Below are 23,300 nucleotides of genomic sequence, written 5' to 3' on the forward strand. Positions count from 1 at the left end.
GGTCCATGTTTGCCACGTTGTTTGTCACTCTGAAGTCTGGCCATCAACGGGTCGTTTAGGAGCACTTAATCAAATGATTCGCCGTTCGCTGTCCACGGTTTTTGCGCTGTTGTGTTCCGGTCCGCTGTTTGCGGCCACGGATGGACAACAGACGTTATTCAACTTCGTTCGTCCCGCCGATGTGGTTCAGGTTGCAACGCAGGATGCCAGCCTGCCGCAATCCAACGCCGAGCAGACGGCCGAAGGCGAAGTGTTGCGTCGCGTTACCTTCAATCCAGTGGCTCGCCCCAGCCTGAGCCTGACGCCGCAGACCGGCGTGTGGGATTGGTCCGATGACAGCGCCATGACGCTGCGCATCCAGAACGCTATGGATTGGGCGCTGACCCTTGATGTGCAGATTCAAAGCGCTGATGGCAAAGTGATCACCAGTCGCGTCGATTTGCCCGCCGGACCTGCTCAGACCTTATTCATTCCCCTGCAAACCAGCTCGCCCCTGAGTCAGGGCATGCGCGCCGGCCCGCCGATGCCGTGGACCTACGAAGGGCAGCGCGTGCTCTTGGCCAGTGCGGCGGGTGAGTTGGACCGCAGCCATGTAGTCTCGGTTACCGTGGCGATGAGCCACCCCAACGTTGCGCAAAGCATCCTGCTTGAGCGTTTCGGCGTGCAGGAAGGTGACGCGATTCAGAAAGCGGCCTACGCCAATATCGTCGATGCCTATGGTCAGTTCACCCGGGCCAAATGGCCGGAAAAAATTGTCAGCGATGAGCAACTGAAAGCCTCATCGGTCAAGGAACAGCAGCAGCTCAAGACCTGGCTGGCCGATAGGCCCAAGCAGGATACGTTTGGCGGTTGGCTCGGTGGTCCGGCCTTTGAGGCCAAGGGCTTCTTCCGCACCGAGAAACTCGATGGACGCTGGTACCTGGTCACCCCCGAAGGTCATCCGTTCTACTCCCTGGGTGTGAACGCCGTGACGGCGGAAGACAGCCGGACCTACGTTGAAGGCCGCGAGCGGATGTTCTCGAGCTTGCCGGCAGATACCGATCCCCTGGCCGTATTTTATGGCAAGGCCGACAACCGCAGTAACACAGGTGCCAACAAGGACCGCAGTTTCAATCAGGGTCGTTGGTTCGATTTCTATGGCGCTAACCTGCAACGCACGTATGGCCAGGAAAAATGCGCCAAGGTCGACGCCCACGGGGTTGCGCAGGATCAGCCAGTGGCCGCAGCGACCCCTGCTGATTGCGTTTCGCCGCCCGTCGATGCCAAACGCTGGACCCACCACACGCTGGATCGTCTGCAAGCCTGGGGCTTTAACACGATCGGCAACTGGAGTGCTCCGGAACTGGGTGTGAATGAACGCGTGCCGTATACCTTGCCGCTGTCCATCGTGGGCGATTACAGCAGTATCAGCACCGGCAAGGACTGGTGGGGAGGCATGCCGGATCCGTTCGATCCGCGTTTCGCCATGGCCACCGAGCGTGCCGTGGCCATCGCCGCCCGCGATCATCGTGATGATCCGTGGCTGGTGGGCTATTTTGCCGATAATGAACTGGCCTGGGCTGGCCCCGGCGATGACCCGAAATCGCGCTACGCCTTAGCGTACGGCACCTTGAAAATGACCACCGATGCTCCGGCCAAACGGGCATTTCTCAAGCAACTGCGCGACAAGTACCGCAATCAGCAGGGCCTGTCCAAAGCCTGGGGTGTTGAACTGCCCGCTTGGGAACTGATGGAAGACCCAGGGTTCGAGCCGCCGCTGCCAAGCGCTGAACACCCCGAGATAGAAGCTGACTTCAAATACTTCCAGCGCGTATTCGCCGACACGTACTTCAAGACCATTTCCGATGCGTTGAAATGGCACGCGCCCAATCACCTGTTATTGGGCGGGCGTTTTGGTGTCAGCACCCCGGAAGCCGTGGCGTCGTGCGCCCAGTATTGCGACGTGCTGAGCTTCAACTTCTACACGCCAAAACCTCAAGACGGTTATGACTTCGCCCAACTGCGCGAACTGGGCAAGCCTGTGCTGGTTGGCGAATTCCATTTTGGCTCGCGTGATCGCGGCCCGTTCTGGGGCGGCATGATGGAAGTTGCCAAAGAAGAAGATCGCGGTCCGGCTTACGCCAACTTCCTCAAACAAGCGCTGGCAGAGCCTTCAATCGTCGGCGTGCACTGGTTCCAGTACCTCGATCAACCCGTCACGGGCCGTTTGCTCGATGGCGAGAATGGTCACGTGGGCTTGGTCGGCATCACCGATGTGCCGTTTCAGGGTTTTGTCGAGGCGGTGCGCAAAAGCAACGGGCAGGTGGCCGACGTCCTGAAGAAAGAGGTTCGGGCCAGCGCTGCGGCTAAAGCCAAAACACCCTCGGCTCCGGCAGCGTCCGATAAAGGCGACGGCGGCAAGCAATAGTGATCAAGGGGGGGAGGAGGCTACTCGCTAGCTGCTAAACGCCATCCTCTTGCCTGAGTCTGTTCCCAAAGCGCTCAATCGCTGGAACAATGCACGCCACTTTGTAGATTTAGTTGTCTGGGAGCGAGCGGGTGCAGATTCAGGGTCATTTCGAGCTTAAATTCGAAGCAGTGCGTGAAGCCTTCGCTGCGCTCTTCGATGATCCCCAGGAACGCGGGGGTGCATTGTGCATTCAGATCGGCGGGGAAACCGTCCTCGACCTCTGGGCTGGCACGGCCGACAGGGATGGCGCTGAGGCCTGGCACAGCGACACCATCGCCAATCTGTTCTCGTGCACCAAGACATTCACCGCGGTCACCGCTCTGCAACTGGTGGGCGAAGGCAAGCTGAGTCTGGACGAACCTGTGGTCAAACTCTGGCCCGAGTTTGCTGCCGCTGGCAAAGAGAAAATCACGTTGCGCCAGTTCCTCTGCCATCAGGCGGGTTTGCCAGCGCTGCGCTACATCATGCCGGCCGAAGCGCTGTACGACTGGCAAGCCATGACGGATGCGCTCGCGGCGGAAGAACCCTGGTGGACACCTGGCCACGGCCATGGCTATGCCGCCATCACCTATGGTTGGCTGGTGGGCGAGTTGCTGCGCCGTGCGGACGGGCGCGGCCCGGGAGAGTCGATCGTGGCTCGCGTTGCGCGTCCGTTGGGTCTGGATTTTCATGTCGGGCTGGCGGATGAAGAGTTCCACCGTGTCGCGTACATCGCTCGCGGCAAGGGCGGCGCAGGCGATGAAGCCGCCCAGCGTTTGCTGCACGCGGTGATGCGCGAACCGACGTCCATGACCGCACGGGCCTTCACCAATCCACCGTCGATCATGACCAGCACCAACAAGCCGGAATGGCGGCGTATGCAACAGCCTGCCGCTAACGGCCATGGCAATGCCCGTAGCCTCGCGGGTTTCTACAGCGGCCTGCTTGATGGTCGTTTGCTGGAAGCCGAACTGTTGAGTGAGTTGACCCGCGAGCACAGTGTCGGGCAAGACAAGACCTTGTTGACCCAGACCCGTTTCGGTCTGGGGTGCATGCTTGACCAACCGCACGTGCCGAATGCCACGTTTGGCCTGGGCCCTAAAGCCTTTGGCCATCCCGGCGCAGGCGGCTCCGTTGGCTTTGCCGACCCCGAGCTAGAGGTGGCCTTCGGCTTCGTGACGAATACGCTCGGCCCCTACGTATTGATGGACCCTCGTGCGCAGAAGCTGGCGCGCGTGTTGGGCGAATGCCTGTAGCTCGGCCGACTGTCTGTTAAGGCCGCGCTCAGGGAACTTGAAGGCTGTATTTGTTATCAAACCGTCTGTTTAAGCGGGCTTCCGAAAGCTCAATTTCTGCTTAATTATTATTTTTGTGGGTCAACAATGTCATCTAACAAAAGTCTCGCTTTCGCGCTGTGCCTGGCTGTCACCGGCTGTGCTCAATCGCCACAGAATGATTCTGCCGAGGGCGGCCACTGGTGGTCCTTTGGTTCCGACAAGGTCGCTCAGTCCGGCCCTGACAAGGCCGCCGCACCGAAAGCAGACGTGAAAGCGGTTGCCAGTGCACCTGCAGCCCAGGCTGACAGTGCTACTCATTGGTGGTGGCCATTCGCCTCCGGCGTCGCCGCACCGACGGCCTCCGTTGCACCAAAACCTGACGTTGCTGCGGCCAAGGCCGGTGCCCAGGCGAACGCTGCGCCCGTCGTTGCCAAGGCAGATTCCGCTAGCCATTGGTGGTGGCCTTTCGAAGGTAAAAAGGACGAGGCCAAGCTCGCCCCTATCCCGATGCCAGACCCGAAAATCACCCAGGCCTGGCTTGATGATTACGAGCCACGCCTGCGTTTGGCCATCAAAGACAGCCCCTTCGAGCTGGAGCGCCGTGACAACGTGCTGGTGATTACCGCACCGGCGGACAGTTCCTTCAACCCGAAGCGCCCGACCATGTTGCTGCCGGTGACCTTGGGTCCGATTACTCGTCTAGCCAAAGCGATTGAAAGCGATCCTAAAACCTCAGTGCTGGTACTGGGCCATGTCGATACCGTAGGCGCTGGGCCTGAGAGTGAAAAATTGAGTCAGGATCGCGCCCAGTCAGTGGCGTCGATTTTTCGCCTGAGTGGTCTGGAACGTGACCGTCTGAACCTGCGTGGCATGGGGTCGTTGATGCCGCGAGCGGCGAATGACAGCGTGGAAGGCCGATCGTTGAACCGTCGGGTCGAAATCTTCATGACCCCGCAAAACACCATGCTTGCCTTGCTCAGCAAATACAATATGCCAGCGCCGGCTGCAACCCGGATCGCGGTTAAAACGGTGCAGCCGATGCCTGTGGCGCTTGTCGCCAACGCCGATGTACCCGCCAAAAAAGCTGTGCCGGTGAAGAAAGCCCCGACTGCCAAGAAAGCACCGGTGAAGAAGGCTGCCAAGGCCGCGCCAGCCAAGGCCAAAGCCAAAGCTGTAGCGCCAGTTAAGAAAACTCAGCCGACTGATCAAGCCAAGGCCAATTAAGGCCCCAGTTCCAGGATTTTTTAGCGAAGGATGCACGTCATGACCCGAGCGTTGGCCGATATGCGCCGTGAGTATGTCCGTGATGGTTTGACCGAGGCCCAGGCACCGGACGAACCTTTTACCTTGTTCCGCCAATGGTTCGACGAAGCGGTGAAAACCGAGCAGGCGCCGGTGGAAGCCAACGCCATGACCGTGGCCACCGTTGATGAAGACGGGCGACCGCATTGTCGGGTTCTGTTGCTCAAGGGGCTGGATGAGCTGGGCTTTACCTTCTTCACCAATTACGACAGTGATAAAGGCCAGCAATTGGCAGCGCGTCCTTTTGGCGCGATGACGTTTTTCTGGCCGACCCTGGAACGCCAGGTCCGCATCGAGGGCCGTGTGGTCAAGGTCAGCCCTGAAGACTCGGACGCTTACTACCAGGTTCGCCCGCTGGGTAGCCGCCTGGGCGCCTGGGCGTCCCCGCAAAGCCGGGTCATTGCCGATCGCGCCGAGCTTGAAGCGTTGCTCAAGACCACCGAACAACGCTTCAGCGACAGTCAGCCGCATTGCCCCGAACACTGGGGTGGCTATCGCTTGTTGCCCGAACGAATCGAGTTCTGGCAAGGTCGTTCAAACCGTCTGCATGACCGCCTGAATTATCGTCTGGATAATCAGCAGTGGATCCGCGAGCGACTGGCCCCTTAATCGCCTTGCGGCGTTTTCTGCGCCGCCTGGACCTCTGGAGCCTGCCCGGCAGCCGCTTGCAGCCAAGCGGCTAAATCGCGGCGTTTGATTTTCTGCTGCTGCGCCTGCTCCAGGCGCTGCAGCATAAGCGTCCTCTTTTCGGGATCACTGCCCGCCAGGGATAACGCCAGATCGCGATCCATCCAGCGCTTGATACGTCTGTGCAGCCACCAATGGAAGTACAGGGCAGACACGGTGGCGACTGCGATGATGAAGTAGTCCATAACATCCTTTCTCACGGTAGTACGTTGAATTAAATGTCAGCACAGCCGTCTATCAATCAGGAACAGCGCGTTACTGTATTCCCGCTGAACGAACGTAAATTTCTCTCTGCGGGGTCGTGACAGCGTTCTTGTCGCGGAGTCTAATGGCTATCTGTCCTTTTGGAGATGATCTTATGCGTAAGTCTGTTCTGCTGGTTGCTTCGTTCACTGCCTTGGCATTGACACTGGGCGGCTGTTCCTCAAGTCTGACCGGGGATTCCTACTCTCGCGATGAGGCCCGAACAGTACAGACCGTGCGTATGGGCACCATTGAATCATTGCGCCCAGTGAAAATCGAAGGCACCAAAACCCCAATCGGCGCGGGTGCTGGCGCAGTCGTCGGCGGCGTGGCAGGGAGTGCGGTCGGTGGTGGTCGCGGCAGTATTATTACCGCAGTCATTGGTGCGGTAGCCGGTGGTTTGTTGGGTGCGGCCTCGGAAGAGGGCCTGACCCGTACGCAAGGTGTGGAAATCACCGTGCGTGAAGACGACGGCACCATGCGCGCCTATGTGCAGGCCGTTGCGGAAAACGAAATTTTCCGGGTCGGCGAGCGCGTACGCATCATGAGCGTGAATGGCACGAGCCGTGTTTCTCACTAAGCATTGAAGCGTTGTTAATGTGACCTGAAAAAAAGACCCCGGCTATTGGCCGGGGTCTTTTTTTGAGCGGGTGAACGCCAGGTATCAGGCTTTGTGGTTTTTACCACTGGCCATGGCGGTTACCGCGTAACCAATCAACGCGGCGAGAATCGAGCCGGTGAGGATACCCATGCGGTCCATGCCGGCGTATTCGCTGGCGCCTGGTGCGAACGCCAGGGAGCCTACAAACAGGCTCATGGTGAAGCCGATCCCGCACAGAATCGACACGCCGAACACTTGCCCCCAGTTCGCCCCGGTCGGCAGCGTGGCCATGCTGGTTTTCACCGCCAGCCAGGTCAGGCCGAACACGCCCAGCGTCTTGCCCAGCAACAGGCCCGCAGCGATGCCCATTGGCACGTGATGGGTGAAACTCTCGAGTGTCACGCCGCTGAGCGGTACGCCCGCATTGGCGAAGGCGAAGAGCGGGAGGATGCCAAAGGCGACCCACGGGTGCAGCGCATGCTCCAGGGTCAGCAGCGGCGAGGACTCCGCATTTTTGGTTCGCAACGGGATGCAGAAAGCCAGTACCACACCGGCCAATGTCGCGTGCACGCCGCTCTTGAGTACGCAGATCCAGAGCAGCAATCCGATAATCAGATACGGCCCGAGCTTGATCACCCCCAGTCTGTTCATCGCGATCAGGGCGACGATGGACAGCGCTGCCAACATCAGCGACAGGCTCGACATTTCGCCAGAGTAGAACAGCGCGATCACGATGATCGCCCCCAGGTCGTCGATGATCGCCAGGGTCATCAGGAACAGCTTGAGCGATACCGGCACCCGTTTGCCGAGCAACGCCAGCACGCCCAGGGCGAAAGCGATGTCGGTGGCCATCGGGATTGCCCACCCGCTGAGCGCTGAGGGATCATCCTTGTTCAGGGCCCAGAAAATCAGGGCGGGCACTACCATGCCGCCGATCGCTGCCGCACCCGGCAAGACAATTTGCGACGCTTTGGACAGATGGCCTTCCAGTACCTCGCGTTTGACCTCAAGCCCGATCAGCAGGAAGAACAGGGCCATCAGTCCGTCGTTGATCCACAGCAGCAGAGGTTTGGCGATTTTCAGTGCGCCGACCTGTGCAACCACGGGTACGTCGAGCAGGCCGTTGTACAACCAGGCCAAGGGTGAGTTGTTGATGATCAGGGCCAGCGCCGCCGCAGCGATCAGTAACAGGCCGCTGGCCGCTTCCATCTGAAAGAAACGCGTGAATGTGCTACGCAGAGGCAAGGTCACTCTCCATGATGGTTCAAAAGGACTGACACCCTAACCCTTACTGTTAGTTGTTAAAACAAAAGTTATATTCTTTTTTGTTATATATGTGTGCGTGATAATGGAAGTCAAAAAAGCCTAGCAGTTATGTAACTAATTGCGTCGCGACTGTACCTGTTGCGCTTGTAGGAACTTTCTTAGAATTAGTGTCCAGATTCAGGTTGTAAGTCAGCCTGCAGCCACTTCATTTACTCTGTGGCTCAAGGTGCAACGTGTTGGTGTGCCCTTGAACATGTTTGACTCAAAGAGAACCTGATAATGAGCGATAACCGTCACTGGGCCCGTGAAGCGATCCGCATTATCGAAGCGGATTTTCAGCGCAGCGCCGACACCCATTTGATCCCTCTGGAATTGCCCGGCTTGCCCGGCATCGAACTGTACTTCAAGGACGAGTCCAGTCACCCGACTGGCAGCCTCAAACATCGCCTGGCGCGTTCGTTGTTTCTGTATGCGTTGTGCAATGGCTGGCTCAAGGCCGGGGCTCCGGTGATCGAGGCGTCCAGCGGTTCCACGGCGATTTCCGAGGCCTACTTTGCGCGCTTGCTGGGTTTGCCGTTTATTGCGGTCATGCCCGCCAGCACGTCTCAGGAAAAGATCGCGCAAATTGCCTTTTATGGGGGCAAAAGCCACTTGGTGCAGGACCCGACGCAGATCTATGCCGAGTCCGAGCGTCTGGCCCATGAAAGCGGCGGGCACTTCATGGATCAGTTCACCTATGCCGAACGGGCCACCGACTGGCGGGCGAATAACAACATCGCCGAGTCGATCTTCCAGCAGCTGCGCTTTGAGCGTTATCCCGAACCCAGCTGGTTGATATCAAGCCCTGGCACAGGGGGCACCACCGCGACGCTGGGGCGCTACGTGCGCTATCGCCAGCACTGCACGCGGGTGTTGTGCGCGGATGCCGAGCGGTCAGTGTTCTTTGACTATTACCAGAGCGGTGATGCGAGCTTGCGCCTGGACTGCGGCTCGCGGATCGAAGGTATTGGCCGGCCTCGGGTCGAAGCCTCGTTCCTGCCCAAGGTGATCGACGCGATGGTCAAGGTGCCGGACGCCTTGTCACTGGCGGCCATGCATTACCTCGCGCAGCGTTTAGGCCGACGGGTCGGAGGTTCGAGTGGGACCAACCTGATCGGCGCACTGTTGGCGGCCCGGGAAATGGTCAGCGCAGGAGCGTCCGGGTCTATCGTGGCAATTTTGTGTGATGGCGGAGAACGCTACGCAACGACCTATTACGATCAGGACTGGTTGCAGGCTCAGGGCTATGATTTGGCCGGATTGATCGACAGCGTGAAGGCCTGCGCCGAACGGGGCGAGGCCTTGCCGGAAGGGGTGTTGCGGGCGGGGATTTGAATCCAGACCCGCCCCCGTATGGGTGTTTACTCCACGATTCCCAACATATCCCGCGCGAGCGCTTCGGCAATGCGAATACCGTCGACCCCGGCAGACAGAATCCCGCCAGCGTACCCGGCGCCTTCACCGGCCGGGAACAGGCCTTTGACGTTCAAACTCTGCAGGGTGGCGTCTCTGGTCATGCGCAGTGGCGACGAGGTGCGGGTCTCGATCCCGGTCAACACCGCATCGTGCAGCGAGAAACCTTTGATCTGCTTGTCGAACGCCGGCAGCGCTTCACGAATTGCTTCGATGGCGTAAGCGGGCAGGGCGTCGGCCAGGTCCACCAGTTTCACACCGGGTTTGTAGGACGGTTCAACACTGCCCAGCGCGGTGGAGGCCTTGCCGGCAATGAAGTCGCCCACCAGCTGCGCGGGTGCCTCATAGGTGCTGCCGCCCAGAATGTAGGCGTGGGACTCCAGCCGCTCCTGCAACTCGATCCCTGCCAACGGGCCGCCTGGATAGTCTTCCGGCGTGATGCCGACCACAATCCCGGAGTTGGCGTTGCGCTCGTTGCGTGAGTATTGGCTCATGCCGTTGGTGACCACGCGGTGGGGCTCGGAAGTCGCAGCCACCACGGTGCCGCCAGGGCACATGCAAAAGCTGTACACCGACCGACCGTTCTTGGCGTGGTGCACCAGTTTATAGTCGGCCGCCCCCAGTTTTGGGTGTCCTGCATATTTGCCCAGGCGTGCGCGGTCGATGAGCGATTGTGGGTGCTCGATACGGAACCCGACCGAAAACGGTTTGGCTTCCATGTACACGCCACGGCTGTGCAGCATCCGGAAGGTGTCACGCGCACTGTGCCCCAGGGCGAGAATCACATGCCGCGAGTTGATGTGCTCGCCACTGCCGAGCACCACGCCTTGCAACTGTCCGTTATCGATCAGGACGTCGGTGACTCGCTGCTGGAAGCGCACTTCGCCGCCGAGTGCTTCGATCTGATGGCGCATGTGTTCGACCACGCCGGTCAGACGGAAGGTGCCGATGTGCGGTTTGCTGACGTAGAGGATTTCCTCGGGGGCACCGGCTTTGACGAACTCGTGCAGCACCTTGCGTCCGTGAAATTTCGGGTCCTTGATCTGGCTGTAAAGCTTGCCGTCGGAGAATGTCCCTGCGCCGCCTTCACCGAACTGCACGTTGGACTCAGGGTTGAGCACATTTTTGCGCCACAGACCCCAGGTGTCCTTGGTGCGCTGACGGACTTCCGTGCCGCGCTCCAGAATGATCGGTTTGAAGCCCATCTGTGCCAGCAGCAATCCGGCGAAAATCCCGCAGGGGCCAAAGCCGACCACGATCGGGCGTTCGCTCAAGCCTTCTGGCGCGTGTCCTACGACCTTGTAGCTGACATCCGGCGCCGGACCGATGTGACGATCATCGGCGAACGTGTGCAGCAGAGCGGCTTCATCACGCACGGCGAAATCGACGGTGTAGATGAAGCACAGCTCAGAGGATTTTTTCCGCGCGTCGTAGCTGCGCTTGAACAGGGTGAAGTCGAGCAGTTCATCGCTGTCGATGCCCAGGCGCTGCAAGAGTGCAGGTCGCAGGTCTTCTTCCGGGTGATCGATTGGCAGCTTGAATTCGGTGATTCGTAACATGACAGGGTCCAGTATCCGGGCCAGCTTTACGCGAACCGGCAATTATAAGCCGGTTCGAGGGGTTTCCGTCAGGCAAAAAACGGTCGGCCGACGGAATCAGTCGTTGCGTAAGCCGCCGTAATAGGCGCAACCACGCTGGATTTGCCCATTGATGCGCAGTTCGGCGGTTAAATGCTGCACAGAACCGTCGACAGGGTCGACGCAACGCTGGGGCGCAACCCACAGCTCTATGTGCTGGTTATTGGCTTCGCTGCTCAGGTTGAAACGGCCATCCGGCAATTGCTCTTCAAGGAAGGGCACGGCTAACGGCTCTTTGCCTTCGCGCTCAAGGACCATGCCCTTGCCGCTGACGTTGACGTTCCACGCCGGGCCATTGCCATTGGCGTGCAGGGTCAGGCGTTTGAAGTTGGCATCGTCACAGGCCGCGCCCGAACGTTCGACGCGATAGAGTTGTTGCAGATTAAGTTGCCCATCGGTGCCGGGCGTTGTGCCCGCAACGAAACTGCCACGCAGGTCAGCGAACAGCTTGCCTTTGCGAGCCGCCAGACCTGCGGCTTCCTGGAGGACGCCAGTATTGCCACCGTCCTTGACCACAAACCGGCGCTGTTCATTGCACGGCTGGAACAGCAACTGACCGCCTTCGCCGATCAGGTCGCCTTGCATACGAGGCAGACCGGCATTAGGTGTCTCGGACTTTGCGTTGAACATCTGGCACCCGGCAAAGACTGGCAGCAGGGCAAACATCAAAACGGAACGGGCGGCGAACATGGCGGGTCTCCAGACAAGTTGCGCCACGGTACTGACCCTGCTGCCTGATCACAAGGGCTTCAGCCGACGTGATAGGTCTGCCCCGTCTGCAACCCCTCGACACTCTTCGCGTAAGCCAGCGCCACATCGGCTACCGGAACCGGCTTGAAGCCGCGGAAGTAGGGCGCATAACCCGCCATCGACTCCAGCACCACGTTCGGGCTGACTGAGTTCACCCGCAAGCCGCGAGGCAGTTCGATGGCCGCTGCGCGAACAAAACCATCGATTGCAGCATTGACCAGGCTGGCCGACGCGCCGGTACGGATCGGGTCGTGGCTGGTAATGCCGGTGGTGAAGGTGAACGAGGCACAGTCGTTGGCAAAGTCGCGGCCGATCAGCAGCAGATTGACCTGGCCCATCAATTTGTCCTGCAGACCCAATGCAAAGTCTTTTTCAGTCATTTTTGCCAATGGCACGAAGTTCACATTCCCGGCCGCGCACACCAGCGCATCGAATGAACCTGTCCGTTCGAATAGTTTTCTGATTGAGTCGCTGTCACTAATATCTACCTGGAAATCGCCGCTAGTACGGCCGATTTTTACGACCTCGTGACGCGAGGCCAGCTCCTGGTAGATCGCTGAGCCGATGGTTCCGTTGGCGCCAATCAAGAGAATTTTCATCGTGCAGTCCTTTAAGTGAGTGGATGAAGCTGCAGTGTAAGGTGGCTTTTTCCCGTCGATAAGCGTGCTAATAGGCAACCTTTGGTTTTCAAAAGGAAACAATTGAATGAGTGAAATGGATGATCTGGCGGCGTTTGCAGTCCTGATCGAAGCGGGCAGTTTCACTTTGGCCGCACAACGGCTTGGGTGCAGTAAAGGCCAGTTGTCCAAACGCATCAAGTTCCTGGAAACCAGTTACTCAGTGGTGCTGCTGCATCGCACCACGCGCCGCTTGAGCCTGACCGCAGCGGGTGCTGCCCTGCTGCCCCAAGCCAGGGCGCTGATCACACAGGTCGAGCGAGCCCGGCAAGCACTGGCCCGATTGCAGGATGAAGTATCCGGTGCAGTGCGGATGACGGTGCCGGTGTCGTTGGGTGAAACGTTTTTCGAGGGTTTGCTGACGGAGTTTTCCCAGGAGTACCCGTTGGTGCAGGTCGAACTGGAGCTGAACAACGGTTTTCGCGACCTGCACCGGGACGGATTCGATCTTGCCATTCGCTCCAGCGTGGGCAGTGATGAGCGGCTGGTCGCCAAGCCGCTGCTGGCCATGCAGGAGTTGACCTGTGCCAGCCCGGCCTATCTTGAGCGTTGCGGGGAGCCGACTCATCCCATGGCGTTGAGCGAGCACCGTTGCCTGCTCAACAGCCATTACAGGGGGCGCGAGGAGTGGCTTTATCACCAAGAGCATCAATTGATGCGCGTGGAGGTGGCGGGTCCTTTTGCCAGTAACCACTACAGCCTGTTGAAGAAGGGTGCGCTGGTGGGTGCAGGAATAGCGCGACTGCCTTCCTACATGGTGCATGCCGAGATCAATGACGGGCGCCTGCGCTGGCTGCTGCGCGATTATCAGACGCGCAGCTCACCGTTGTATCTGGTACACCCCTATGAAGGCGGTTTGCCCCGGCGCACGAAAGTACTGGCGGATTACCTCATGGGCTGGTTCGAGCGCAGCAGCGCTGCATTGGAACGGCTCTGAAGCAGCCGCCCGAGTGGCGGGTGCCCAACAACTCATCGTGCATAAAAAACGGCCCGCAGGCCGTTTTTCAGAGCATCAACACGTTAACCGCCCAGATAGGCATCCCGCACTTTCGGATCGACCAGCAGTTCTTCACCGGTGCCTTGCATGACCACACGGCCGTTCTCCAGCACGTAGGCACGGTCAGCGATCTTCAAGGCCTGGTTGGCGTTCTGTTCCACCAGGAACACCGTTACACCATCACGGCGCAGTTGTTCGACGATCTCGAAAATCTGCTGAATGATGATCGGCGCCAAACCCAGCGACGGTTCGTCGAGCAACAGCAGCTTGGGTTTGCTCATCAGCGCGCGGCCGATGGCAAGCATCTGCTGTTCACCACCGGACATGGTGCCGCCGCGTTGATTGAACCGTTCCTTCAGGCGCGGGAACAGGTGCAAGACTTTATCCATCTGCTCCTGATAGTCGCCTTTTGCGGTGAAGAACCCACCCATGGCCAGGTTCTCTTCCACGGTCAGCCGTGCGAACACACGACGGCCTTCGGGCACCACCGCGATGCTTTTACGCATGATCTGCGATGAGTCCAGGCCGACCAGCTCTTCGCCCATGTAGCGAATGCTGCCGCTGTGAGCGCGCGGGGAACCGCACAACGTCATCAGCAAGGTGGATTTGCCGGCACCGTTGGCACCGATCAGGGTGACAATCTCACCCTGACGAATATCGACGTTGACCGAGTGCAGGGCCTGGATCTTGCCGTAGAAGGTGGAAACGTTTTCGAATTGCAGCATTTACGCTTCCCCCAGGTAGGCTTTGATCACTTCAGGATTGTCACGGATCTGTGCAGGCGTGCCGTCCGCCAGGGGACAGCCCTGATTGATCACAACGATATGGTCGGAGATGCTCATGACCAGCTTCATGTCGTGCTCGATCAGCAACACCGTGGCGTTGTGCTCGTTGCGCAACACGCCGATCAGGGCTTTCAAGTCTTCGGTTTCACGCGGGTTCAGACCGGCTGCCGGCTCGTCGAGCATCAGGATGCGCGGGCGGGTCATCATGCAGCGGGCGATTTCCAGACGGCGTTGCTGACCGTAGGCCAGGGTGCCGGCAGGGCGGTTGGCGAACTCCTTGAGATTGACCTGCTCCAGCCAATGCCCTGCGTATTCCATCGCCTCGCGCTCGCTCTTGCGGAACGCCGGGGTTTTGAACAGGCCTGCCAGGAAATTGGTGTTGAGGTGGCGATGCTGGGCAACCAGCAAGTTCTCCACAGCCGTCATTTCCTTGAACAACCGCACGTTCTGGAAGGTACGTACCACGCCTTTTCGGGCGATTTGATGGCCAGCAAGACCTTCGATCGCTTCGCCGTCGAGCAGGATGCTGCCCGCCGTGGGTTTGTAGAAACCGGTCAGGCAGTTGAACACTGTGGTTTTGCCGGCACCGTTCGGGCCGATCATCGACACCACTTGTTTTTCATTAACGGTCAGGCCGACGCCATTGACCGCCAACAAGCCGCCAAAGCGCATGCACAGGCCGCTGACTTGCAGAATCGGACGGGTCATCGCTGCAGCTCCATATGGGGACGTTGCATGGGCAGCAGACCTTGTGGACGCCAGATCATCATCAGCACCATCAAGGCGCCGAACATCAACATTCGGTACTCACTGAAATCACGCATCAATTCAGGCATCAGGATCAGCACCACGGCGGCGAGGATTACCCCCAGTTGCGAGCCCATCCCCCCCAGCACGACGATGGCGAGGATGATCGCCGACTCGATGAAGGTGAATGATTCCGGGGTCACCAGACCCTGGCGAGCCGCGAAGAAGCTACCGGCGAAACCGGCAAAGCAGGCGCCAAGGGTGAAGGCCGAGAGCTTGATGATGGTCGGGTTCAGACCCAATGCGCGGCAGGCGATTTCGTCTTCACGCAACGCTTCCCAGGCACGACCAATGGGCATGCGCAGCAAGCGGTTGATGACGAACAGCGCCAGCAGGGCCAGCAACAGCGCGACCAGATACAGGAAAATCACCTTGTTCACCGAGCTGTAGGCAATGCCGAAGAACTCGTGGAAGGTCTGCATGCCTTCAGCCGCCGTTTTCTCGAACGTCAGGCCAAACAGGGTTGGTTTCGGGATGTTACTGATGCCGTTCGGGCCACCGGTAAGGCCTGTCAGGTTACGCAGCAACAGACGGATGATCTCGCCGAAACCGAGGGTCACGATCGCCAGGTAGTCACCGCGCAGACGCAACACCGGGAAACCGAGGAGAAAGCCGAACAGCGCTGACATCATCCCGGCAATCGGCAAGCAGATCCAGAAACCGAGTCCGTAGTAATGCGCGAGCAGGGCATAGGTGTAGGCGCCGACGGCGTAGAAGCCGACATAACCCAGATCGAGCAGGCCGGCCAGACCGACCACGATGTTCAGGCCGAGGCCGAGCATCACGTAGATCAGGATCAGTGTGGCGATATCCACCGCGCCGCGCGAGCCGAAGAACGGCCAGACCAGTGCCACCAGAATCAAGCCAAGGATGATCCAGCGCTGAGTCGAAGGCAGGGTCAGGAAGTTGCTGGCTTTGGCTGGAATCAGCGGCATGCTTGGCGTCGAACGCCAGGCCGCGGCGATAGGTTCGTGGAACAACACCCGCAGGAACATCGCCACAGCGCAGGCGAAAATAGCGAACAACGTTGTGTTGCTGGTGCCAATGACGGCCAGATTGACGCCGACGATTTCCAGCTTGAGGCCGAGAATCGGGTAGGCGACTGCCAGCACCAGCAAGGCGCTGAAAAACGCCGATTTAAGATTCCTGGTCATACTTTTTCAACCTCCGGACGGCCAAGCAGGCCGGTCGGCCGGACCAACAGCACCAAGACGAGAAGAGCGAAGGCCACCACATCCTTGTATTGGTCGCCGAAAATATCGGCACCAAAGGCTTCAGCTACGCCCAATACCAATCCACCCAGCATCGCGCCGGGAATACTGCCGATGCCGCCCAGTACTGCGGCGGTAAATGCCTTGATCCCGACGAGGAAGCCGGCGTTGGGGTTGATCACGCCGTATTGCATGCTGAGCAAGACCGCAGCGACCGCAGCCAGCGCGGCACCGATGACGAAGGTCAGGGCGATGATGTTGTTGGTGTTGATGCCGAGCAGGTTGGCCATCTTGATGTCTTCGGCACAGGCCCGGCAGGCGCGGCCCAGACGAGAGCGTGAGATGAACCAGGTCAGTGCGAGCATGGCGACCAGGGTGACGATGAAAATCAGAATCTGCATGTACGAAATCACCACCTCATGGGTACTGGCGGTGCCGAACACGAAGTTGCCGGGGATCAGGTTGGGGATCGATTTATCTTTCGAGTCTTGAGCGAGCAAGACCGTGTTTTGCAGAAAGATCGACATCCCGATGGCCGAGATCAGCGGGATCAACCGGTTGCTGCCGCGCAAAGGGCGGTAGGCAACACGCTCGATGGCGTAGCCGTAAGCACTGGTGACGACGATGCTTGCGACGAATGCGGCGGTGATCAGCAGCGGCAAGCTGTCCAGACCGAGCATGGTCAGGCCGGCGATGGCGATGAACGCCACGTACGAACCGATCATGTACACCTCGCCGTGGGCGAAGTTGATCATGCCAATGATCCCGTAAACCATGGTGTAGCCGATGGCGATCAAGGCATAGGTGCTGCCAATGGTCAGGCCATTAATCAGCTGTTGGAAAAAGTGATAGACATCTATCTCAGGCATTACAGCGCTCCTAAAAACCTACTGAGTGTTCCACTGGTGAAGTCGTTTCCCGCCCGCGCGTCGTGGTATTTGTCCACGTTTCACGTGAGCCCAGTGAATCACTGGTGACGGTTTCAAGATTTTCAGGGGGGAAGAGTTGCTATAGCGCAGCGCTCTTCCCGTTACCTTGTAAAACAAAGCCCACTGTGGATGCAGTGGGCTTTGGGTGAGTCACAAGCGTGCCGGTTATTTCAGCGGAGCTTCTGTTTTTGTGCCGTCTTTGTGCCAGGTGTAGACCACGAATTTGAAGTCTTTCAGGTCACCCTTTTCATCAAAGCTCAGGTCGCCAGTCGGGGTCTTGAAGGTGCCGGCACGGATCGCTGCAGCGACTTTGGCGGTGTCTTCACTCTTGGCGTTCTTGATGCCGTCTGCGATCACTTCAACCGCTGCGTAAGCCGGGAATACGAACGGGCCGCTTGGGTCTTCTTTCTTCGCCGCAAATGCTTCTACCAGTGCCTTGTTGGAAGGGTCCTGGTCAAAAGATTTAGGCAAGGTCACCAGCAGGCCTTCGGACGCATCCTGAGCGATCTGGGAGATCGACGCGTTACCCACGCCTTCTGGACCCATGAAGCCGGCTTTCAGGCCTTTCTCTTTCGCCTGACGCAGGATCAGACCCAATTCCGGGTGGTAGCCGCCGTAGTAAACGAAGTCGACATTGGCTTGCTTCATCTTCGCGATCATCGACGAGAAGTCTTTGTCGCCAGCGTTGATGCCTTCGAACAGGGCGACTTTTACGCCTTTGCTTTCGAGGGTTTTCTTCACTGCGGTCGCGATGCCTTCACCGTATTGTTGCTTGTCATGGATGACAGCAACGACTTTCGGTTTGACGTGATCGGCGATGTAGTTACCGGCCGCAGGGCCTTGGGCGCTGTCCAGACCAATGGTGCGGAAGACCATTTTATAACCACGTGCGGTGATTTCCGGGCTGGTAGCGGCCGGGGTCACCATGATGATGCCTTCGTCTTCGTAGATGTCCGAAGCCGGTTGAGTCGAGCTGGAGCACAGGTGGCCCACAACGAATTTCACGCCATCGTTGACGACTTTGTTGGCAACCGCGACCGCTTGCTTCGGATCACAGGCATCGTCGTATTCGATAGCTTCGAGTTTCTTGCCGTCAACGCCGCCTTTGGCGTTGATTTGCTCGATGGCCATTTTTGCGCCACTGAACTGCATATCGCCGTATTGGGCAACAGCACCTGTTTTAGGGCCGGCGATACCGATCTTGATGGTATCGGCAGCGAACGAATGGCTGGCAACCCCTGCCAGAACCAATGCGGCAAACAGCTTGGAAATCTGCTTAGTACCCTTAGTCATGATGCTCCACTCTTGTGTTTTAATTTTTATAATCCTGGCGGCCAAAGCTGCAGGACCGGATTAGAAACGCCCGGTCATCCCCCTGGCAACTGTACCGGTACAGTGTAGAGCGCCGGTTTGTCGCTTGAAAAGCTGGCTACTGGGGGGAAAACCGCATGATGTCGCTTAATTGAAAGAAAGATACAGAATCTAACCGGCTTCTTGAGCATGTGAGCTGCACATGTCCGTCCGCACCCCCGATCGTTTCTGAACCTGTCGTGCAATCAACCACTTAAATCTGGGTTTGTCTGTCGAAATTGCGGCGTTATGATTGCGCCGATTTTCTCTTTGGTGAAACCCATGACGAAAGAAGCTAGCACCCTCTATGCCAAACTGCTTGGCGAAACCGCCGCAATCACCTGGAGTGAATTGCAACCATTCTTTGCGAGGGGTGCCCTGTTGTGGGTCGAAGCCCCCTTGGATTTGATCGAAGTGGCGCACGCAGTGGCCGAAAATCAGGCCGATAAAGTAGCTGCCTGGCTTGCTGCGGGGGACGTCAGCAAGGTGGCTGAATCGCGGGCGCTGGATCTTCTTGAACGAGATCCACCTCTGTGGGCGGTTGTCGTGGCACCTTGGGTGTTGATCCAGGACAGGGCGCAGGCCTGATATAGTGCTCTTTATTGGTGCGTAATGGCTGGCGAGTGGGTAGCTCGGTAACTGCGCGATAAAGTATGGCGAAGTGCCGTAGCGAAAAATCCCATCTGCCATCTGATTTCTGATTTAGGGATCTGGCTGGCATGCCGTCTCAAGCCGTTCGCTGGCAAGCCTGCTCCCATACAGTCTGCACAGGGGCGTGCATTCCTTTGGGAGAGCAGGTTTGCCGGCGAATTGGGCTCAATGCTCAGTTTTGCCCGTGTGACGGTTAAGCGAAATGACCCGTGTTTTTCCGATACGGTGACGGTAAATTTCGCGCAGGTATTTGACCGCTTTCTTTACGCTATCGCGGGAGAGGCGGATGTCGTTGATCGAGACGAACTTGGATTTGTCGTCGATCAACTCGCGGTACTTCTTCTCGTACATCGGTTTGATCGCGTACCAGTTGGTGTCGAGGATCTTCGCCGGGTTTTCATATTCGTTGAGCAACGCGTCGATGTTCCCTTCGTTAAACTCGTCGCTGACGATGAAATCGAGAATGGCGTTGTCCAGTGTGTCGTCGAAACGGTATTCGGTCCGGGCGAAGCAGCGCTTGATGAAGGCTACGATCAGCGTCAGGAAATCATCAGACAGGCACGGGCTTTTCGCGATCAGGGTGGTCAGCGACAGGTTGGCCGAAGCGCCGATCACCAACGCATAACGCTTGAGCGTGGTGTTGGGAAACAGGCTGTTGAGGTGAGTCTTGAGCCGGTTCAGGTCCATGTAGGACAGTTTGTAGTCCTTGGGTAACGAAACGATTGAGACCACCGACGAGCAATTCTTGAAGAAGTGCAGGTCGTGCAGGGCCGCCGCGTCATATCCGGAGGCCTTGTACTGCTCCAGCGCCGCGCGATAACGCTTGGACTCGATTGGTAGCAGGCTGATGCCTTCGATGGCCTGGGTCACTTTGTTGAAGTGCGGCAGGTCGATGGAGCGGAAGAACAGGTCGTCGATGTTCAGCCGTGCCGGTTCTTTTTCGAACAGTTTCAACTTGTCCGTGCTCGGTGCCGGTGTTTCCGGTACGACGGATTCGGCGTAGGCAATCGCCACGGGGCCGGCCAGACTCATGAACAGGTCGTTGGCATCCAGGCGAATGGTTTCGCCGATATCGATCCCGGCGCGACGGAAGTAGTTCTGATCGTAGTCGGTAGTGACCGCCTGCGCGGTCAGAATGTTGAAAATCTGCTGTGAGATGTATTGGTTGGCGTGCCGCTCCATGGCGTTGACGTCGATGTTCTCGATATTGCCGTCATCGCTTTCTTCGGCGTAACGCATGATGTCGTTGGAGATCAGCATCATCGCGTTCCACGGACGGATACGGCCCATGACGCTGGCTTCGCTGCTGTCTTCGTTCTCGAAGTTGTAGGAGAAGTCCCATTCTTCAGCAAGATACTTGCACAGCAGTCGTCCGGCATTGATGTGCAGGGCTTCGGACATTTCACTGCGGTGGTCGGAAATGTTCGGAAGGATGCAGATGCCGCTGGTGAAAATTGGCTCAAAGACGAAGGAGCGGCCACGCTTGCCGTCGTTTTCACCCATCGGTTTGGTGTCAAACGTCTTGTTCATGTACGAGTACTGCTGCGCTAGGCCGAACTCTGAAGCCATGCCTGAACCGGTGCCACCGCCGGCGCTGAAAATATAGAAGTACAGGCGCGACTGGTTAGCCTTGATTCCGCAGGAGTCAATCAGGTACGAGTGAATCAGTTTCCAGTCGGTGCTGGAGAAGTTTTGCGTGTCTTTGTTCAGGATGATCTTGGCCAGGTACTGACCGAGAATCGGCGCGTTACCAGCGCCGCCCGCATGAACCTCGGACAGGTCCATGATTTTCATTTTGCTGTAGTCATTGATGAAGCCGCCTTTTTCACCCTTGCGGGAGAAGCGGATGCGCCCGGCAATGTCCTTGTCCAGGTCTCCCAGCATCACCAGCGGCTCCACCAGAAAAACCGGTTTGGCCGATTTGTTTTGCACCAGACGCAGATTGTTACGAATCCAGCGGGCCGGGCTGTAACCTTTCTCGTCTGCCAGACGATCTTCATTGCTGAACTGGTTGAGGTAGAACTTGCGTGCGTTGTACACCAACTCAGCGACATCCAGCGCGATGTTCGACCCGCAACGACCCAGACCGATCAGGCATACCGACGGGAACTGTTGGTCGCGGCGCAATTCGTCTTGGTCATCAAAGTGAATCGAAGGCGGGAAAACGATGTCACGCAGACCGTCCAGATTATCGAGGATACGATCGGTGTCGGTCTCGGTGAAATACAGGTACTGGTGCGCTGGCATTGGCTGCGGATTGTAAGCGCCGCGAGGGGCGACAGGAGCCGTAGACAGGAACTCTGATACCGCGCTGGCCGGATCGTTTTTTTTAGTCATCGTGCGCCATATGTCTGGAAAGGATGGCTGCTCGACTAGTGTTATCGGGCCATCACAGAGAAAGAAATTACGACTTTACAGTGCGTCTTGAGCTTGAGCGATAGGGTTTAACCATAGTGAATCAAGGGTTTATCGTAGTTTCAAGCACCTGAATAGTCGGCTGAATGATCGCGGTCTTTAATAAAATCGGAGCGGATTTTAGCGGGGTAGTAGGGATTGACTGGGTACGATCAGTCGGCAGAGTGCGTAATCGATGCGTTAGCGAGGTCGTTCGGGTTCTTGGTGAACAGTTTTTCGGTGGTGTTCGCATCCAGCCACCAAGGTCTGGGGTGTTCTGCGTGCTCTGCCCATTACCCCCTATCAGCGTGACGAATGTTTACAGACAGGTGTGTTTGCGGGTTCTAGATTGGAGCTTCCACGCTCGGCTGCGGCAGGCTTGAAGTTCGCAAGCTCGTTGTCGGTTGGGTGTGTTGAAAGCCAATTGAATAACAATAAAAGAGACGGACCCCACATGCAGACCTCAACCCAAGCGGAGAATGCCTGGCGCATTCTGTTCCTGCTGTTCCTGGCAAATCTGTTCAATTTTTTCGACCGCACCCTTCCGGCGATCATCATCGAGCCAATCCGTATGGAATGGCACCTGAGCGATTTTCAGATCGGCATTATCGGTACCGCATTCACCGTGGTTTATGCCATTGCCGGGCTGCCGTTAGGTCGCATCGCCGACACCGGTTCGCGGCGCAAATTAATGGGCTGGGGCCTGGCAATATGGAGCGGGCTGACGGCGGCCAACGGTCTGGTTGGGAGTTTTTGGGCGTTCCTGCTGGTGCGCATGGGCATCGGTATCGGTGAAGCCAGCTACGCACCGGCGGCCAACTCGCTGATCGGGGACCTGTTCCCGGCCCACCGTCGCGGGAGGGCCATGGGCGTTTTCATGCTCGGTCTGCCGCTGGGGCTGGTATTGGCGTTCTTCACCACCGGTGCGTTGGTCCAGGCATTCGGCAGTTGGCGTGCGCCGTTCTTCATCGCGGCAGTGCCCGGTTTGCTCCTGGCGATATTCATGTTTTTTATCCGCGAGCCCAAGCGCGGTGCCGCCGAAAGCATGCGAATCTCTGAGGAGAAAATCGACAAACCGATTCGTCGAGTGTTATCGATTCCTACCTTTGGCTGGCTGGTATTGGCGGGCCTGACGTTCAACTTCGCCACCTACGCCTGCAACTCGTTCATGGTGCCCATGTTGCAGCGCTATTTTTTGCTGCCACTGCAGGACGCCGCCATGGCGACCGGGCTGATCGTGGGTGTGACGGGGTTGTTCGGCCTGACCCTTGGTGGCTGGGTTGCCGACAAGATTCATCAGCGTGTCGCCAATGGACGCCTGCTGTTTGCCGCCGTCAGCATGCTGGTAGCGGCTATCGCTACGGGGTACGCGCTGCATTCAGGACGCATTGAAATCGGCCTGTTCGTCGGCGTGTTCAGCGTGGGCTGGCTGTTTTCCTACAACTTTTACACATGCGTCTACACGGCGATCCAGGATGTGGTCGAGCCGCGCCTGCGGGCCACCGCCATGGCGTTGTTCTTCGCCGGATTGTATCTGTTGGGAGGAGGGCTTGGGCCGGTGGTAGTCGGACTGCTGTCCGATTATTTTGCCCATTCGGCGATGTTGTCGGCGGGTGCCGGGCAGATGAGCGAAGTGTTCAAGGCCGATGGCTTGCACGACGCGATGTATCTGATTCCGGTGGCGCTGTTCCTGACGCTGTTGTTCCTGCTCCAGGCGTCGCGCTGCTTCGCTCGAGATGCCGAGCGGATGAAAGTGGGGATGGCGGCGGATGAGCCGGATATGCCTGCGGTGACGGCCTGACACCCCCCGTTAGTGATGCGCTGGAAACAACAAAGCCCGCATCAGCGGGCTTTGT

The 23,300-nt window shown here is 58.1% G+C and carries 20 protein-coding genes; 9 read left to right on the forward strand and 11 right to left on the reverse strand.

What is annotated here, in order from left to right; all coding sequences use genetic code 11:
- Positions 1–73: 73 nt before the first annotated feature.
- From AC1MEA_RS12975 to pdxH, 4 genes are all read left to right on the forward strand, one after another.
- Positions 74–2,407 (forward strand): beta-agarase, encoded by a 2,334-nt coding sequence (locus tag AC1MEA_RS12975; RefSeq protein ID WP_480416407.1) that lies wholly within the window; start codon positions 74–76, stop codon positions 2,405–2,407.
- Positions 2,408–2,538: 131 nt separating this feature from the next.
- A complete protein-coding gene (locus tag AC1MEA_RS12980; RefSeq protein WP_480416408.1) occupies positions 2,539–3,684 on the forward strand; it encodes a serine hydrolase domain-containing protein in 1,146 nt (381 codons plus the stop codon).
- A gap of 126 nt (positions 3,685–3,810) precedes the next feature.
- Entirely contained in the window at positions 3,811–4,929 is a 1,119-nt protein-coding gene (locus tag AC1MEA_RS12985; protein ID WP_480416409.1) for an OmpA family protein, read from the forward strand.
- A gap of 39 nt (positions 4,930–4,968) precedes the next feature.
- A complete protein-coding gene (pdxH, locus tag AC1MEA_RS12990) occupies positions 4,969–5,616 on the forward strand; it encodes a pyridoxamine 5'-phosphate oxidase (RefSeq protein ID WP_219064142.1) in 648 nt (215 codons plus the stop codon).
- On the opposite strand, the gene AC1MEA_RS12995 is transcribed toward pdxH, so the two are convergent.
- The gene (locus AC1MEA_RS12995) at positions 5,613–5,879 is read right to left on the reverse strand and encodes a hypothetical protein (protein ID WP_219064141.1); all 267 of its coding nucleotides are present in this window, start codon (positions 5,877–5,879) and stop codon (positions 5,613–5,615) included. The two genes, pdxH and AC1MEA_RS12995, sit on opposite strands and share 4 nt — an antisense overlap.
- 173 nt (positions 5,880–6,052) lie before the next feature.
- On the opposite strand from AC1MEA_RS12995, the gene AC1MEA_RS13000 reads away from it, so the two are divergent.
- The gene (locus tag AC1MEA_RS13000) at positions 6,053–6,517 is read left to right on the forward strand and encodes an outer membrane lipoprotein (RefSeq protein ID WP_480416410.1); all 465 of its coding nucleotides are present in this window, start codon (positions 6,053–6,055) and stop codon (positions 6,515–6,517) included.
- Between the two features lie 84 nt (positions 6,518–6,601).
- Here the strand turns inward: AC1MEA_RS13000 and nhaA are convergent, their stop codons facing one another.
- On the reverse strand, positions 6,602–7,783 hold the full coding sequence (gene nhaA, locus AC1MEA_RS13005; RefSeq protein ID WP_449634687.1) for a Na+/H+ antiporter NhaA: 1,182 nt from the start codon (positions 7,781–7,783) through the stop codon (positions 6,602–6,604).
- 300 nt (positions 7,784–8,083) lie between these two features.
- On the opposite strand from nhaA, the gene AC1MEA_RS13010 reads away from it, so the two are divergent.
- Positions 8,084–9,178 carry a PLP-dependent cysteine synthase family protein gene (locus tag AC1MEA_RS13010; RefSeq protein WP_480416411.1) on the forward strand — a complete coding sequence of 365 codons (1,095 nt, stop codon included), beginning with the start codon at positions 8,084–8,086 and terminating at the stop codon, positions 9,176–9,178.
- A 26-nt stretch (positions 9,179–9,204) separates the two neighbouring features.
- Here the strand turns inward: AC1MEA_RS13010 and AC1MEA_RS13015 are convergent, their stop codons facing one another.
- The 3 genes from AC1MEA_RS13015 to AC1MEA_RS13025 form a co-directional block, all read right to left on the reverse strand.
- Positions 9,205–10,815, reverse strand: a complete 1,611-nt coding sequence (locus AC1MEA_RS13015; RefSeq protein ID WP_480416412.1) for an NAD(P)/FAD-dependent oxidoreductase — start codon at positions 10,813–10,815, stop codon at positions 9,205–9,207.
- Positions 10,816–10,911: 96 nt separating this feature from the next.
- Complete coding sequence (locus AC1MEA_RS13020; protein ID WP_480416413.1) at positions 10,912–11,583, reverse strand: COG3650 family protein; 672 nt, start codon at positions 11,581–11,583, stop codon at positions 10,912–10,914.
- Between the two features lie 59 nt (positions 11,584–11,642).
- On the reverse strand, positions 11,643–12,242 hold the full coding sequence (locus AC1MEA_RS13025; RefSeq protein WP_480416414.1) for a short chain dehydrogenase: 600 nt from the start codon (positions 12,240–12,242) through the stop codon (positions 11,643–11,645).
- Between the two features lie 106 nt (positions 12,243–12,348).
- Between AC1MEA_RS13025 and AC1MEA_RS13030 the strand changes: the two genes are divergently transcribed.
- Entirely contained in the window at positions 12,349–13,257 is a 909-nt protein-coding gene (locus AC1MEA_RS13030; protein ID WP_480416415.1) for a LysR family transcriptional regulator, read from the forward strand.
- 83 nt (positions 13,258–13,340) lie between these two features.
- Here the strand turns inward: AC1MEA_RS13030 and AC1MEA_RS13035 are convergent, their stop codons facing one another.
- The 5 genes from AC1MEA_RS13035 to AC1MEA_RS13055 form a co-directional block, all read right to left on the reverse strand.
- Positions 13,341–14,042, reverse strand: coding sequence for an ABC transporter ATP-binding protein (locus AC1MEA_RS13035; RefSeq protein ID WP_219064134.1), 702 nt, complete (start codon positions 14,040–14,042; stop codon positions 13,341–13,343).
- Positions 14,043–14,810, reverse strand: a complete 768-nt coding sequence (gene livG / locus AC1MEA_RS13040; protein WP_219064133.1) for a high-affinity branched-chain amino acid ABC transporter ATP-binding protein LivG — start codon at positions 14,808–14,810, stop codon at positions 14,043–14,045. It abuts the gene before it with no gap.
- The gene (locus AC1MEA_RS13045) at positions 14,807–16,063 is read right to left on the reverse strand and encodes a high-affinity branched-chain amino acid ABC transporter permease LivM (RefSeq protein WP_219064132.1); all 1,257 of its coding nucleotides are present in this window, start codon (positions 16,061–16,063) and stop codon (positions 14,807–14,809) included. The genes livG and AC1MEA_RS13045 overlap by 4 nt, the downstream gene beginning before the upstream one ends.
- Positions 16,060–16,989: a high-affinity branched-chain amino acid ABC transporter permease LivH gene (livH, locus tag AC1MEA_RS13050; protein WP_219064131.1), complete on the reverse strand. Its 930-nt coding sequence runs from the start codon at positions 16,987–16,989 to the stop codon at positions 16,060–16,062. Before livH ends, AC1MEA_RS13045 begins: the two co-directional genes overlap by 4 nt.
- Positions 16,990–17,214: 225 nt before the next feature.
- On the reverse strand, positions 17,215–18,342 hold the full coding sequence (locus tag AC1MEA_RS13055) for a branched-chain amino acid ABC transporter substrate-binding protein (protein WP_219064130.1): 1,128 nt from the start codon (positions 18,340–18,342) through the stop codon (positions 17,215–17,217).
- Between the two features lie 339 nt (positions 18,343–18,681).
- On the opposite strand from AC1MEA_RS13055, the gene AC1MEA_RS13060 reads away from it, so the two are divergent.
- Entirely contained in the window at positions 18,682–18,987 is a 306-nt protein-coding gene (locus AC1MEA_RS13060; protein ID WP_219064129.1) for a DUF2288 domain-containing protein, read from the forward strand.
- A gap of 228 nt (positions 18,988–19,215) precedes the next feature.
- Here AC1MEA_RS13060 and AC1MEA_RS13065 read toward each other — a convergent pair whose 3' ends face one another.
- Positions 19,216–21,297: a hypothetical protein gene (locus AC1MEA_RS13065; RefSeq protein WP_480918137.1), complete on the reverse strand. Its 2,082-nt coding sequence runs from the start codon at positions 21,295–21,297 to the stop codon at positions 19,216–19,218.
- Positions 21,298–21,898: 601 nt separating this feature from the next.
- Here AC1MEA_RS13065 and AC1MEA_RS13070 point away from each other — a divergent pair.
- Positions 21,899–23,245: a spinster family MFS transporter gene (locus tag AC1MEA_RS13070; protein ID WP_480416416.1), complete on the forward strand. Its 1,347-nt coding sequence runs from the start codon at positions 21,899–21,901 to the stop codon at positions 23,243–23,245.
- The last annotated feature ends 55 nt before the right edge of the window (positions 23,246–23,300 follow it).

The organism is Pseudomonas sp. ASL8 (assembly GCF_056680355.1).